The sequence below is a fragment of the Vibrio limimangrovi genome (assembly GCF_054064025.1).
This window is the reverse complement of record NZ_JBSUGF010000001.1, coordinates 206,311-220,305: the sequence shown is the minus strand read 5'-3', so window position 1 is coordinate 220,305 and position 13,995 is coordinate 206,311. Positions and strand designations below refer to the sequence as shown.

General features: G+C 44.1%; 13 protein-coding genes. 10 read left to right on the top strand and 3 right to left on the bottom strand.

Annotation, left to right across the window (positions count from 1 at the left end; translation table 11 throughout):
* Positions 1-33: 33 nt before the first annotated feature.
* Positions 34-582, top strand: a complete 549-nt coding sequence (locus ACWYU8_RS01035; RefSeq protein ID WP_457516685.1) for a DUF882 domain-containing protein — start codon at positions 34-36, stop codon at positions 580-582.
* A gap of 89 nt (positions 583-671) precedes the next feature.
* Positions 672-1,328, top strand: coding sequence for an MBL fold metallo-hydrolase (locus ACWYU8_RS01030; protein WP_457516368.1), 657 nt, complete (start codon positions 672-674; stop codon positions 1,326-1,328).
* 17 nt (positions 1,329-1,345) lie between these two features.
* On the opposite strand, the gene ACWYU8_RS01025 is transcribed toward ACWYU8_RS01030, so the two are convergent.
* On the bottom strand, positions 1,346-2,011 hold the full coding sequence (locus ACWYU8_RS01025; protein ID WP_457516366.1) for a DUF2982 domain-containing protein: 666 nt from the start codon (positions 2,009-2,011) through the stop codon (positions 1,346-1,348).
* A 257-nt stretch (positions 2,012-2,268) separates the two neighbouring features.
* On the opposite strand from ACWYU8_RS01025, the gene ACWYU8_RS01020 reads away from it, so the two are divergent.
* From ACWYU8_RS01020 to ACWYU8_RS00995, 6 genes are all read left to right on the top strand, one after another.
* Positions 2,269-2,682 (top strand): MarR family transcriptional regulator, encoded by a 414-nt coding sequence (locus ACWYU8_RS01020; protein WP_457516365.1) that lies wholly within the window; start codon positions 2,269-2,271, stop codon positions 2,680-2,682.
* An 815-nt stretch (positions 2,683-3,497) separates the two neighbouring features.
* Positions 3,498-4,586 (top strand): TRAP transporter substrate-binding protein, encoded by a 1,089-nt coding sequence (locus ACWYU8_RS01015; protein WP_457516364.1) that lies wholly within the window; start codon positions 3,498-3,500, stop codon positions 4,584-4,586.
* A 119-nt stretch (positions 4,587-4,705) separates the two neighbouring features.
* Positions 4,706-5,245, top strand: a complete 540-nt coding sequence (locus ACWYU8_RS01010; RefSeq protein WP_457516362.1) for a TRAP transporter small permease subunit — start codon at positions 4,706-4,708, stop codon at positions 5,243-5,245.
* Between the two features lie 12 nt (positions 5,246-5,257).
* On the top strand, positions 5,258-6,544 hold the full coding sequence (locus ACWYU8_RS01005) for a TRAP transporter large permease (RefSeq protein WP_457516360.1): 1,287 nt from the start codon (positions 5,258-5,260) through the stop codon (positions 6,542-6,544).
* A gap of 94 nt (positions 6,545-6,638) precedes the next feature.
* The gene (locus tag ACWYU8_RS01000; RefSeq protein WP_457516358.1) at positions 6,639-7,994 is read left to right on the top strand and encodes a cache domain-containing protein; all 1,356 of its coding nucleotides are present in this window, start codon (positions 6,639-6,641) and stop codon (positions 7,992-7,994) included.
* Entirely contained in the window at positions 7,987-8,622 is a 636-nt protein-coding gene (locus ACWYU8_RS00995; RefSeq protein ID WP_457516356.1) for a response regulator, read from the top strand. Before ACWYU8_RS01000 ends, ACWYU8_RS00995 begins: the two co-directional genes overlap by 8 nt.
* 50 nt (positions 8,623-8,672) lie before the next feature.
* Here ACWYU8_RS00995 and cosR read toward each other — a convergent pair whose 3' ends face one another.
* A complete protein-coding gene (cosR, locus tag ACWYU8_RS00990; protein ID WP_457516354.1) occupies positions 8,673-9,149 on the bottom strand; it encodes a MarR family transcriptional regulator CosR in 477 nt (158 codons plus the stop codon).
* A 391-nt stretch (positions 9,150-9,540) separates the two neighbouring features.
* Between cosR and ACWYU8_RS00985 the strand changes: the two genes are divergently transcribed.
* Both ACWYU8_RS00985 and ACWYU8_RS00980 read left to right on the top strand, forming a co-directional pair.
* Complete coding sequence (locus ACWYU8_RS00985; RefSeq protein WP_457516351.1) at positions 9,541-11,112, top strand: BCCT family transporter; 1,572 nt, start codon at positions 9,541-9,543, stop codon at positions 11,110-11,112.
* A gap of 209 nt (positions 11,113-11,321) precedes the next feature.
* On the top strand, positions 11,322-13,205 hold the full coding sequence (locus tag ACWYU8_RS00980; RefSeq protein WP_457516350.1) for a methyl-accepting chemotaxis protein: 1,884 nt from the start codon (positions 11,322-11,324) through the stop codon (positions 13,203-13,205).
* Positions 13,206-13,272: 67 nt separating this feature from the next.
* Here ACWYU8_RS00980 and ACWYU8_RS00975 read toward each other — a convergent pair whose 3' ends face one another.
* Complete coding sequence (locus ACWYU8_RS00975; protein ID WP_457516349.1) at positions 13,273-13,992, bottom strand: 3'-5' exonuclease; 720 nt, start codon at positions 13,990-13,992, stop codon at positions 13,273-13,275.
* Positions 13,993-13,995 lie beyond the last annotated feature (3 nt).

The window sequence follows — 13,995 nt, the reverse complement described above, 5'->3', positions numbered from 1 at the left end:
GCTGCTCGTATGGTATTTGAGCAGTATTTCTATATGGTAAGTCGTAATTTTTCTCGTCGTGATTTTCTTAAAATGACCGCTGGTGGTGTTGTCTTGGCATCTACTATGCCAGCTCTTACATGGGCTTCACTTCCTGATCAACCTCGAGTATTGGCGATGAATAACCTCAATACTGGTGAACAATTAGAAACGTGCTACTTCGACGGAGAAGGGTACGTTAAGAAAGAGCTTCAAAGGCTAAATCAGTTCTGTCGAGATCATCGCCGTAACGAAACGTTTCCAATGGATCGACGCTTGTTTGATCAAATCACGCAAATTCAAAAGCTTATAGGTACTGAATCCGAAGTTATCGTTATTTCGGGTTATCGTTCTCCGGCCACCAATTCATCTTTACGCAAGGGCTCTTCTGGTGTCGCGAAAAAGAGTCTTCATATGGAAGGCAAAGCCATAGATTTCCGTCTCGACGGGATCAAGCTATCTACCGTTCGAGACGCAGCGCTTAGTTTGAAAGCGGGCGGTGTTGGTTATTACCCCGGAAGTAACTTTGTCCATATTGATACGGGTGCAGTTCGCTCGTGGTAGTAGACGTATAACCAAGTCTTGAAGTCACTTAGGCTTAGTGTCATAGTTGCGGGAGTTTTAACGCAATTTTAAGTGGTAATAGGTTATCTATGGCTTTGAAATACCAAATTGTCCCTGTGACAGCTTTTTCTCAAAACTGTTCTATTGTCTGGTGTGATGAAACGATGAAAGGCATCGTGATCGACCCAGGCGGTGATGAAAAACAGCTCGCAGCTTTAATCAAAGAGTTGGGTGTTGATGTAGTGAATTTGGTATTAACACATGGTCACTTAGATCACGTAGGTGGTACTCAGCCATTAGCCGCCTTGCTTGGTGGAAAAGAAATTATCGGCCCACATAAAGCAGATAGTTTCTGGCTACAAGGCTTAGAGGGCCAGAGTAAAATGTTTGGTTTTCCACTGACTAAAGCTTTTGAACCACATCAGTGGCTTGATGAGGGTGACACTGTCACCTTTGGTAATCAAGTTTTGAACGTTATTCACACCCCAGGCCACACTCCTGGTCACGTTGTGCTTTACAGCGAAGAAGCGCGTTTAGCATTCGTGGGTGATGTCCTGTTCAACGGCAGCATTGGCCGTACAGATTTTCCGCAAGGTGACTTCAACACTTTGATCAGTTCGATTAAAGAGAAACTGTGGCCTCTTGGTAATGATGTTACTTTCGTTCCTGGTCATGGTCCGCAATCCACTTTTGGTTACGAAAGAAAAACCAACCCGTTTGTTGCCGATGAGATGCCGCTTTACTAATAAGCGCCTTCGACTTTTTAATCTGGCTCGGCGGCCGCCAAGTATCGCCGGGTCAGCCCTACAAAATCTTCTGCTTCCCTGTCTAAATCGCTGGCAGAAATGAAGATGTCGTACCCATAAAAGTTTCGCTGATACCTCATTCTATTCGCTAACATCGCCAGTAAACCGTCATAACGAACCCCAGAACTGCTTATATAAGGGTTAGGGTCGAGCACCATGTCCTCAAATTTTTCTTCACACTTATTTTGCCTCGCGCCTAAGTAAAGCAGTGCGCGTTGACTCAGCAGTATTTCTGTTGCGATTCGAGGGCATATAGCATTCAGGTAAGGCGAGTAGTGTTTTAAGCGAACTCCAATCCATGGTAGCGGTTGATACCAACCATCTTGCTGATAGCTACAAATGCCAATCGATTCGACGTTTCGCCAGCGAACCACCCATCCACCTTTGAATAAGTGTTGTTGAAAGTGCGTTGCCGTTAGAGTAAACCTGACCTGACTTTTCTTTATCATTAGTACGGCAAAGCCAACGATTATCGCCATCAATATCACTGACAACATGGCTTGCTTCCACCCCGGAGCTATCAGAACCAGAACCAAGGTGATAAGAGCAGCGAGCATCAGCGTGATTCTGGTGACAGGAGAATCAGACTTAAAATGTGAATTGGTCAGATGCAGCGTTTCCATACTGTTACCTCAAGGAATATCAGGCTTTCTACTGTGAAACAAATTGCGTTTAGTGGCTCAGCAACCTCTGTTTTTATACCCAGTATTCAAGAAATTTGCTCACAAATTATCTGATTAAATAGTAGACATCCTACGCGATGAACGCATTTTTCATCTCATTTCGGCGCTAAAACCTACAAATTGCTTGGGAATTTTGGTATAAAACGCGCTTCAAATTTTCATCCCTGCTGAGATGCAGTGAACTGGAGAAATATTCAATGAGACTTGCTCATAAGCGTAAAGTGCAAATGAAACTGCAAAAACGCATTAAAGCGACAGTAGCAAACATTGCTGCAGTACAGAACGCACAGAAAGCAGCGAAGCCTGTTGTAGCAAAAGCAGTAGCAGCTTTTGTTACTGAAAAAACTGTTGCTGAGAAAGTAGTAGCTGAGAAGAAAGTTGCTGCAGTGAAAACAGTTGATATCGCGCTGACTCCTAAGCAGCAACAAGTACTAGACATCGTTGTGGCAAACGCTGAAGGCATCAACCCGAAAGGTATTGGTCTGGCTGCTGGTCAAGAGGACACGAAAGCGGCATCCTGGGCGACTGGTGCACTGAAAAAACTACTTGAAGAAAATCTGGTTCAAAAAGAGCAGTTAGCAGGTAACAAAGTTATCTACAAAGCCGTTTAAGTCTTTCTTGCTATCTGAATTTTTTATTAGGGCAATAGACCTTAATACTCATCACCTATACCTCGACTGTTGTCGGGGTATTTTTTTATCTGCTGTTACCGATCCGCTTTTATACATCACTGATTCTAACTCGATCAAAAAGGTTTCTGTCACATTTCTTTAAATACTTTGTAAATTTTTTGGCAGTTTAATACGTACGTACTTTTTCATAATTCTATTTGAGAGATTTATTATAATTACATGATTTTTATGGAAAGATACTATAGTAAGAAAATTATCCTACGCATAAATACGTAATACTAATGGCTAACGGTTTGTTTCAGAACTGAAAAAATTGCGTGTTCATGCCTATTTCGAATTAAACAATACTGTTACATCTTTACCACCAAGTTACTCAAAGTGACCAAAGCGTTGTCGTCATAAAAGATCCGAATGGAACGGAGAAATGATGGTGCGCATATTGTGGTTACTCAGATGTAATATACCCAAAAGACTTCAAGATGCCGGATTCAGAGCGTTGTCACTGATGCTAGTTCAAGGCCTACTCTCAAGGAAAGAACACTCAGCGGAAGAGCAAGCTCTTTCCAAGTTATTTGACGCAGAAATTGTGTCAGTGACACGCTCCCGAAGGGCGAGTTGTCTTGACTCACAGCCTTTGTTAACGATTTTTGATTTAGAACCACTAGATCTTTAAATCGTTGCCGCGGCTGAGAGCCAAGTCTTCTCGCTGAACCAAGCATCTCGAGGTTATTTGGGTAGCCCAATCCTAATGAAATGGATGATAACAATAACCTTGGTGACAAAGGACGTGAACGATGAGTTTAATCCAACAATCTTTGAAACGAGTGCTTAAAGCGACTGCTGTGGTTGCCGCAATGGCGTTCGCTGCAACTTCTGCAAATGCCGCTGAAAAAGTATACCGCCTGAAACTGGCTGAAACTTGGGGACCTAACTTCCCAATCTTCGGTGATACCACTAAAAATATGGCGAAAATGGCTGAGGAGATGTCAAACGGACGTCTTCAAATCCGTATTGACTCGGCTAACAAGCATAAAGCGCCTTTTGGTGTGTTTGACATGGTAAAATCAGGCCAGTACGACTTAGGACACTCTGCGTCGTATTACTGGAAAGGCAAAGTACCTAACACTCTTTACTTCTCTTCTATGCCTTTCGGTATGTTGCCTACAGAACAGTACGCGTGGTTTTACTACGGTGGTGGTATGGAACTGATGGAAAAAGTGTACGCGCCACATAACATGTTGTCTTTTCCGGGCGGCAACACAGATACTCAGATGGGTGGCTGGTTCCAGAAAGAAATCAAAACGCTGGAAGATCTACAAGGTCTGAAAATGCGTATTCCGGGCTTTGCTGGTGAAATTCTTGCAGAGCTGGGAGCAAAGCCAACTAACATTGCTCCGGGTGAACTGTACACCTCCCTCGAGCGTCGTACCATTGATGCGCTGGAGTGGGTGGGACCTTCTCTTGACCTACGCATGGGCTTCCACAAAATAGCACCTTATTACTACACTGGTTGGCATGAGCCTGCGACTGAACTTCAATTTCTGGTAAACAAGCGCGTTTGGGAAGGCTTGCCCGATGATCTCAAAGCAATCTTACAAGTAGCAATGAAAACAGCCGCTTACGATATGTACACTCAGTCTAAACATGAAAATGGTAAAAACTGGGCGTCAATTAAATCGGAATACCCAAATGTGGAAGTGAAAGATTTCCCACCAGAGGTCATGGCAGCAATGAGAGATGCAAATGATCGCCTTCTGAAAAAGCATGCAGAAGAAGATCCATTGGCAAAAGAAATTCAAGAGTCACAAGCTGCTTATATCAATCAAGTTCGTCCGTGGACGAATATCTCACAGCGAGCTTACCTAAACAGCCAAGCTGATTAGTAGGCTATTCAACTGGCCAAATCGAACGGTGATTGGTTTGGCCAGTTAGTGAAGCCCAAGAAAAAACTTTAAGCTCCGCATATAGACGGAGTTTATGCACAGGTTCCACGGAGTCAGGAATGAGAAGCCTTATTTATATTGAGCGAATGTTCAACCGCTTCAGTGATTTTCTAGGGTGGTTGTCCAGCATCCTATTTATTGTTTTGTTATTCAATGTGGTTTATGACGTTATCATGCGTTATGTATTCAACGATGTGTCGATCGCCTTCCAGGAGATGGAATGGCACCTCTTTGCTTCGGTATTTCTGCTTGGTGTGCCATATGCTATCAAATCCGGTGCTCACGTAAGGGTCGATATTTTTTATGAGCGTTTGTCGTATAAAGCGCAATCCATCATCGACATCATATGCACGCTACTTTTCCTCTTTCCATTTTGCTTATTGGTTGCATGGTTCGGTATCGATTTTGCCAAAGAAAGTTATGCCTTAGGTGAAACATCCGGTGATCCGGGTGGACTTCCTTATCGCTGGATCATTAAAGCCATGATCCCATTATCGTTCTTTTTCATGGCAGTCAGTGGCATCGGTTTGTTGTTGCACTCTATCAATAAGATTGTTAATCCGCATCTCATCTATGCCGGTAACAACGGTAAGTCGTAAAAGGAAGTTATTATGATCGGTATAGTGATGTTTTTTGTCGCCTTGTTAGCGCTGCTGCTGGGATTTCCCGTTGCTTTCACTTTCGGTGGTATTGCTCTGATATTTGGTGTATGGGCAGAAGGCATTGATATGTTTGCCTTTATGCCATACCGCATCCAGTCTATCATGCAAAATACCGTATTGATGGCTGTACCTCTGTTCGTTTTTATGGGCTTGGTTCTGCAAAAGACCAAACTTGCTGAACAGTTACTCGAATCCATGGGGCGTTTATTCGGTGGTGTCCGTGGCGGTATTGCGATTTCTACGGTTTTGGTCGGTACGCTGCTCGCAGCTTCAACAGGTGTGGTTGGCGCTTCTGTAGTGGCGATGGGTTTGATTTCACTGCCAGTGATGCTGAAGTACAACTATGACAAAGGACTTGCCTGCGGCACCATCTGTGCGTCTGGTACGTTAGGGCAAATTATTCCACCATCAATAGTGTTGATTCTGCTTGGCGACGTATTAGGCGTTCCGGTGGGCGATCTGTTCCAGGCAGCAGTCTGGCCAGGGATCACATTGGTCGTCGCGTATGTAATTTATATCCTTATCTATGCGAAATTTAACCCGCAAGCTGCTCAATCGATTGAGCGTGATGAGTCCATCAGTCGAAAAGAGGAAGTGGTCCGTGCTCTGAAAGCTGTACTGCCACCACTCGCGTTAATCGTTGTCGTATTAGGCTCAATATTTGCTGGTGTTGCAACGCCGACTGAGTCCGCTGCATTAGGTGGTGCAGGGGCAATTGTGCTTGCGTTGCTGTATAAGCAATTTAGTTGGTCGATGGTTTACGATGCATCGAAAGAGACAGTAAAAGTGACCGCGATGGTTTTCGCTATTCTGCTTGGCGCTACTGCATTTTCTATGGCCTTTACTTACACTGGTGGCGACTATTTAGTTGAAGAATGGATGCTTAAGATCCCTGGAGAAAAGTGGGGATTCCTCATCATAACGATGCTCGTGATCTTGGTTCTGGGTTTCTTTATCGACTTTGTTGAAATCTGTTTTATCATCGTTCCTATCCTTGCGCCGGTTGCAGAGACTCTTGGCATTAATATGACTTGGTTTGCGATACTGGTTGCGATGAACTTACAAACGTCCTTTTTGACGCCTCCGTTCGGGTTTAGTCTGTTTTACTTGAAAGGCGTTGCTCCTGCTGGCGTCACTACACGAGATATCTATAAGGGCGTCATGCCGTTTATTGCCATTCAGATTCTCGTACTGGCGTCACTACTGTTCTTTCCAAGCTTCTACGGAATGGGGTAAAACGAAATTTTGTGAGCTGAGAGTTTCCCCCTTTTCAAACAAGTTGATAAGCTGCTTATAGTCCCTTTGGACAGCGGTTTCTTGGAGGGAAGGGATGCCTCTCAAAGCAAAGTTAATTCTGCTGACACTGATACCCGTGGTATTAGTGTCAGCCAGTATCAGTTGGATTTCTATCTATCAGGCGAAAACACTCGGCCAGAGAGAGGTGGAAATCTTCCACAATAATCTTATTCAGTCGAAAGAAGCGGCACTCAAAGATACCGTGGATGTTGCTTTTGATGCGATCGCTCACATCTATAACGACCCTTCAATTGAAGAGCGTGTGGCAAAAGCTCAGGTGAAAGCGATATTGAATCGCTTAACCTACGGTTCAGATGGTTATTTCTTCGCGTACGATAAATTTGGTGTCAACCTAGTCCATCCTGTCCAACCTGAGCTGGTGGGCCAGAACTTACTCGGTCTTCAAGATGAGAATGGCGATCGGCTTATCGAAGCGTTATTGTATCAGGCTCAGTCTGGCGGTGGTTTTCATCAGTATTTATGGAAAAAACCTTCGACTGGTGAAGTTGTTCCGAAACTCAGTTACTCCGGCTGGCTAGAGAAGTGGGAGTGGATGGTAGGAACGGGGCTTTATATAGAAGATGTCAGTCAAGAAGTGGCCAGTATGCGTGCCGCAGTGAATAAAAATATCGAAACGACTTTCTTCTCGGTGGTGGTAATACTGGTTGTGACCGTGGCCGTTATCATTGTCTTAACGCTTGCAATTAATTTGCACGAACATCGTCTTGCGGACAAAAATCTTAAAGAACTCGCGCACAAAACCGTAATGTTTCAGGAGGATGAGAAAAAACACCTTGCCCGCGAATTACATGACGGCATCAATCAATTGTTGGTCTCAAGCAAATGTCATTTAGACTTGATGAGTCATCGTCTGGAAGATGAAAAACTTAAGCTCCATTTAGACAAATCTCAGCGCTCGTTAATCACAGCGATTAATGAAGTCAGGCATATTTCCCATCAGTTGCGTCCCAGTGCTCTGGATGATATTGGTTTAGAAGCCGCGCTTGCCACGTTGCTTCAGGATTTTCACTCTCATTCTGGTATCGATATCGATAGTCATTTTGATACCCAACAACAGAGGTTGAGCTCTGAAGTTGCTACTACACTGTATCGTGTAGCTCAAGAATCCTTAAATAATATTGAAAAGCACGCAAAAGCCAAAAAAGTGACCGTAACTTTGCAGAAAATGGGTAATATGTTGCAATTGCTGATACGCGATGATGGGATAGGTTTTATCGCCAATAATGCAGTTCACCGTCAAGGCATAGGGCTTCGTAACATGCAGGAACGTGTGGAGTTTATTGGTGGCGAGTTTGAGCTCATCAGTGAGCCCGGGTTAGGGACCGAGATTACGGTGCTACTGAATTTGGATGAATTAATTTATGGATAAAGCGATTCGTGTTTTGATCGTAGACGATCACCAGGTTGTAATCGATGGATTTATGGCGCGCTTGGAGTTAGAACCTGACATTGAGGTTATCGGAACTGCAAGCAATGGCGTAGAAGCGATAGAAGTGGCCAAACACCTTCGTCCGGATGTCATTCTAATGGACATTAGCATGCCAATTATGAATGGGATTGAAGCCACTGGGATTATCAAAGAAGAATTACCTGATAGTCGCATCCTTATGCTAACGATGCATGATAATCGCGAGTACATCATGAAGGTCATGCAAGCGGGAGCTGTTGGATATATGCTGAAAGAAATTTCAGCGGAAAAAATGGTACAAGCGATTAAAACCGTCAATCAGGGATCGACGTATTTTTGTGAGTCCGTCACGCAAACACTGTTTACTCAGGATATCGTTCCAGCAACGCAAAGGCCAAATCCTCTTAGCCGAAGAGAAGAAGCGGTGCTGAAATTAGTCGCGCAAGGTCACAGCAGCAAAAAAATTGCTACGTTACTGAATATCAGTTATCGAACTGTTGAGACGCATCGTCATAACATCAAACACAAACTGGATCTGCATTCGACAGCTGAACTGGCGAAATATGCTTTCGAGACAGGGCTAACCTAAGTGTCGTTTCGGTTAGGAGTGCCTGTCGATACAGGCACTTAACTTAATGATTACTCAGGCTTTGTAATGCTACCAATTTCAAGCATCGGAGCCACATCAATATCTTCTGCATTCATCATGGTTGAGATGCGCTGAACCGAAGACAATAGCAGGGATTGTTCCCACTCTTCTAATTTTTGGAATCGGTTAATGAAATGTTCTTGAAGAGGGGTCGGCGCTTGTTTTAAAACTTCTTGCCCCATTTCTGTCAGCACAGCGTGAACTTTACGCTTGTCTTCAACACTTCGACGACGTTCTACAAACTGATTGCGTTCTAGTCTGTCGAGAATCGTCGTCGCCGTTGCCTGACTCATATTGGTATGGCAAGATAGCTGCTTGATAGTGACGTTGTCTAGTTCATCGATTGCACGCATTAAAATCAGCTGAGGGGCGGTAAGGCCGGACTCTTTGCTCAATTTTTTAGAATGTAAATCAATAGCGCGGATGATCTGACGAATCGAGACCAATACTTCTTCGTACTTTTCCAATTTATTCATCCAGTCTGTAGGAACAATTAACGACGCGACACTAACCTAAAAGTAAAGCCAGTTAAAGTGTTGTGTCCAAAATTATCTCTTCATTTATTCTCAAGTTGTTTAGCTTTGCGAAATTCTTTTCTTTACAACATACAAGCCAAACAGAACTACATAAAATTATTATAGTAATAATTGTTCGTTGTCTAATGATTGCTGTGGTTATTTTAATATTTATAGGAGAAAGTTTCTGTTTTTACACTAAATATATGGATTTACTTACGGTAAACCTAGACAAAATGGTCTCAAATGTTAGGATCTTGGGCTTTTCACGGAATGTAATATGCATCGTGTTCAAATTATTTTTCTGTTTGATGCATACAAATTACAACAATAGAGAGGAAAAATGACAAAAGGTATAGATAAGTACAGTATCGACAGTACCGACTATACGGTGGGTCAAGATAATGTTCAAAAATGGGGATTTGATGTTCATAACCCTGTATTTGGCATCAGTGCCGGTTTAATTGCACTATTTCTTGTCGCCGCGTTGGTACTGGATTCGCATACGGCTAAAACGGTGTTGGATGGGATAAAGTGGCAGATCATCGGATCATTTGATTGGCTATTCATTATCTCGGGCAACATTTTTGTTATTTTCTGTTTAGCTCTGATTGTGTCTCCTTTGGGGAAAATCCGTTTAGGTGGTAAAGACGCCGTAGCCGATTACTCATTCATGTCCTGGCTTGCGATGCTATTTGCTGCAGGTATGGGGATCGGATTGATGTTCTGGAGTGTGGCAGAACCTGTAGCTTACTTCACTGGGTGGTATGAAACTCCACTTGGCGTGGAAGCGAATACTCCGGAAGCGGCAAAGCTTGCTCTTGGTGCAACCATGTTCCATTGGGGTCTTCATCCTTGGGCAATTTATGGGGTTGTTGCACTTTCCTTAGCGTTTTTTGCCTACAACAAAGGTCTTCCGCTATCAATGCGTTCTATCTTCTATCCACTATTGGGTGATAGAGCATGGGGATGGGCCGGTCACGTTGTAGATATTTTAGCGGTATTAGCAACCTTGTTCGGTCTGGCTACATCACTTGGTCTGGGAGCGCAGCAAGCGGCAAGTGGTATTCATCATGTGTTTGGGATTGAAGCGGGGATTGGGCTTCAGGTAATTGTTATTACCGTGGTGACATTACTAGCCGTCGTATCCGTTGTTCGTGGTATTGATGGTGGTGTAAAAGTTATCAGTAACATCAACATGATCGTGGCTTTCTTATTGCTCATTCTGGTTGGTTTGATTGGTTGGGCGGCAAGTTTGGGTTCAATTCCGACGACGCTAATGGCGTATGTAGAGAACATTTTACCCCTGAGTAATCCTTTTGGTCGTACTGATGAAGCATGGTTCCAGGGCTGGACAGTATTCTACTGGGCCTGGTGGATTTCATGGTCACCATTCGTAGGTATGTTTATTGCCCGCGTTTCGCGTGGCCGAACTGTACGTCAATTTATCGTTGCGGTTCTGCTTGTTCCAACAGCGGTTACGGCGGTTTGGATGTCAGTGTTTGGCGGTTTGGCTATCGATCAGGTTGTTAATAAAGCGGGTGAGTTAGGTGCGAATGGCTTAACTGATGTCTCGCTAGCAATGTTCCAAATGTTTGATGTTTTGCCATATGGTAATGTTTTATCGATTATCGCCGTTATCTTGGTGCTGGTATTCTTTATTACGTCGTCAGATTCGGGTTCTTTGGTCATCGACAGTATCACCGCTGGTGGTAAGGTAGACGCGCCAGTGCCTCAACGTATTTTCTGGGCAGTGATGGAAGGTGCAATTGCTGTTGCTTTACTTTGGATTGGTGGCTCAGAAGCGGTTCAGGCGTTACAAGCTGGTGCGATTTCGACGGCATTGCCATTTACCATCATCTTACTTGCAATGTGTGTAAGCTTACTGATGGGGATGAAGACGGAACGTCAGTAGCCCCTTAAAAACGACACCTTAATTAGGAAGCCAGCTTAGCTGGCTTTTTTTATGCAAATTTCTGACGTTAGACAAAATAATGACGATGATAAAATACTGTTGTTACAACAAGTTATATTGATATTTGAATGTTTAAAACTTAGTGAATAGTCGTAAGAAAGTGTGTAATATCCACGCTCCTAGGTTGTCTTCTAAAATCAAATATAATTATGAAACTATCACTAAAACAAAAACTTATCGGGGCGAGTCTTTCTGCTGTTGTCGTTATGGCAGCCGCTCTGACTTGGCTGTCGGCTGGTCAATTGTTTGATCAGACTTCTTCAGGTGTCTATACACGCGCACAAAGCCTGAGTGCGGTTGCATCAGAAGGGATTTCTGACTGGGTTGCTATCCGAAAAGAAATTGCGTCTGCATTTAACGATTACTCAACGGAGCAAGATGTTGTTCCATTCTTGCAACAAGCCCGTAAAGCTGGTGGCTTTGATGATATCTTCCTTGGTACGCCTAGAGGTGAAATGTACCGTTCTCATCCGGAGCGCAACCGTGCTGATTATGACCCGCGTACCCGCCCTTGGTACAAAGACGCTAATGTGGCTGGGAAGCAGATCATCACTGAGGCTTATCAAGATGCGATTACTAATGCACTTTTAGTCACAATTGCAGAACCAGTTGTGAAAAATGGTCAGTTTATTGGTGTCGTGGGTGCTGATGTACTTATCGATCAGTTGATCAGCGATGTGATTAGTCTGGATGCAGGTAAAAATGCCAACGCCATGTTAATCGACATGAATGAAGGTACTTTTCTTGCGCACCCTGATAAGAGTTTGACGCTCAAGCCAATTACCAGCTTGTCAAACGACTTTTCTAAACAGGCGATAGAGCGTGCCGCAGATGAGGGCAAAATTGAAAATACGACTATTAAAGGGGTAGAAAAACTGTACTACTTCCACAAAGTGCCGGGTACGCACTGGATGTTCGCTATCGAAATGGATCGAGCGACGGAAGAGGCGGGAAATGCTGTGCTGCTCCGTGATTTGCTGCTCACTGCTATGATGATCACCATCGCTGTGATTGTGGCGGTATCTTGGTTAGTGGGCTTCTTGTTCCGCGACCTGAATCGCGTATCTCATGCATTAGAAGAAATTGCTTCTGGTGAAGGGGATTTAACTCAACGTCTGGAGCCACGAAGCGACGATGAAGTGGGTAAACTGGCAGAAAACTTTAACCGTTTCGTGGGTAACATGCACACTATGGTGACTAAATTAAGTCACGTCTCTTCATCGCTTTCTGAACAGGCCCGAAGAACCGCTCAGCAAGCGGAAGAACGTAGCCAGCGTATTTCTTATCAGCAAGATGAAATCAACATGGTTGCGACTGCGGTTAACGAAATGGCGGCTGCGACGCAGGAAATTGCTGGCAATGCAGAAAACACGGCGAGTAATTCGGAAGAAGCTGTACAGGCTTGCGCTCACGGTTCTAGCCAGGTTGCACAGACTCAAAGTTCAATTCAAAACCTGGCGAAAGAAGTACAGATTGCTACAGATGTGATTCAAGATTTGGAAGCACACGGCAATAGTATCAATACGATTCTTTCAACCATTCAAGATATCGCAGAACAGACGAACTTACTGGCACTTAATGCCGCGATCGAAGCCGCTCGTGCGGGAGAACAAGGCCGCGGTTTTGCTGTTGTTGCGGATGAGGTTCGTGTGTTGAGCCAACGCACCCATGCTTCAACGAAAGAAATTCAAGAAACCATCGAAATGCTGCAAGGTACCACTAAGAAAGCCGTAGGGATCATGGGTGACAGCCGTCGATTGGCTGACACCAGCGTTGATGATGCGAATGCCGCCGCCGCTAGCTTGACTCAAATCCATAGTTCGGTAGAGCAGATCAGTGATATGGCGACGCAAATCGCATCGGCAGCAGAAGAGCAGGCTTCGGTAACGACAGAGATCACACGTAATACCGAGGGTATTCGTGATGTATCCAATGAACTTTCATCTGAAGCGCATTACGCAGCGGAGCAGGCCGCTCATTTATCTGAGTTGTCACATGAACTTGAACAAGAAATCAAACGCTTTAAGCTGTAGTATTCTGTTCTAAAAAGAAATAAAGGAGCCGTGTTGGCTCCTTATTCTTTTATTAGTTCTACAAATACTACAACCAAAACTCGCTAATGGGTGACTTGTCGCTGAAGTGATGAGCAATTTGAGCCTGGAGAAGCTCTGCCGTTGCAATCGCATCCGTCAGCGCGTGATGAGGGGTATAGTCTGGTAACCCATAACGTCGGCGTGAATTTGCGAGCCGTACAGATTCAGGTTTTTTCCCTTTGAGTTTGTCCCATAGCGTTCCGGTATGTTTTTGTTGAATGATCTCTTCGATTTGCAAAGTATCTAACACTGGAAACTCAATCCCTTCTCCGATGCGGTCTCTTAGAGCTTTATCGAGAAATTCGCGCTCAATTCTACGATAGTGCACCACAACAATCTTGCCACTTAAGCAGGGTAAAAAATCATCAAGAATGTCTTCCAAATCAGGTGCATCGATAAGTTCGCTGTGAGTGATGCCGTGAATGATTACTGAGTCTTCGTCTAACTTCTTTTTAGGTCTGACTTTCCAGTGACGAGAGCGACGCAAAAAGACACGCTTTAGGTTAAAAGGAACAAGACCGATAGTTATAATATCGTTTTTGTCTGGGTCCAACCCCGTGGTTTCAAAATCCAGTGCTACAAACTCAACATCGGATATCGGAGTGTCTGGGGCAGGGAGTTCCGTACTATAAAACGCAAGCAGATGTTCATTGGATACCATCTCACGTTTTTGTTTAAACTTTGTATTCCATTGAATCGTCGGTTTCTGAAAGAGCTTTTTCAACATGTC

Bases quoted from the DNA above. Each gene is read 5' to 3' on its own strand.
- ACWYU8_RS00995 (WP_457516356.1), top strand. From the start codon at position 7,987: ATGGATAAAGCGATTCGTGTTTTGATCGTAGACGATCACCAGGTTGTA.
- ACWYU8_RS00980 (WP_457516350.1), top strand. From the start codon at position 11,322: ATGAAACTATCACTAAAACAAAAACTTATCGGGGCGAGTCTTTCTGCT.
- ACWYU8_RS01025 (WP_457516366.1), bottom strand. From the start codon at position 2,011: ATGGAAACGCTGCATCTGACCAATTCACATTTTAAGTCTGATTCTCCT.
- ACWYU8_RS01030 (WP_457516368.1), top strand. From the start codon at position 672: ATGGCTTTGAAATACCAAATTGTCCCTGTGACAGCTTTTTCTCAAAAC.
- ACWYU8_RS00985 (WP_457516351.1), top strand. From the start codon at position 9,541: ATGACAAAAGGTATAGATAAGTACAGTATCGACAGTACCGACTATACG.
- ACWYU8_RS01035 (WP_457516685.1), top strand. From the start codon at position 34: ATGGTAAGTCGTAATTTTTCTCGTCGTGATTTTCTTAAAATGACCGCT.
- ACWYU8_RS01020 (WP_457516365.1), top strand. From the start codon at position 2,269: ATGAGACTTGCTCATAAGCGTAAAGTGCAAATGAAACTGCAAAAACGC.
- ACWYU8_RS01015 (WP_457516364.1), top strand. From the start codon at position 3,498: ATGAGTTTAATCCAACAATCTTTGAAACGAGTGCTTAAAGCGACTGCT.
- ACWYU8_RS01005 (WP_457516360.1), top strand. From the start codon at position 5,258: ATGATCGGTATAGTGATGTTTTTTGTCGCCTTGTTAGCGCTGCTGCTG.
- ACWYU8_RS00975 (WP_457516349.1), bottom strand. From the start codon at position 13,992: ATGTTGAAAAAGCTCTTTCAGAAACCGACGATTCAATGGAATACAAAG.
- ACWYU8_RS01000 (WP_457516358.1), top strand. From the start codon at position 6,639: ATGCCTCTCAAAGCAAAGTTAATTCTGCTGACACTGATACCCGTGGTA.
- ACWYU8_RS01010 (WP_457516362.1), top strand. From the start codon at position 4,706: ATGAGAAGCCTTATTTATATTGAGCGAATGTTCAACCGCTTCAGTGAT.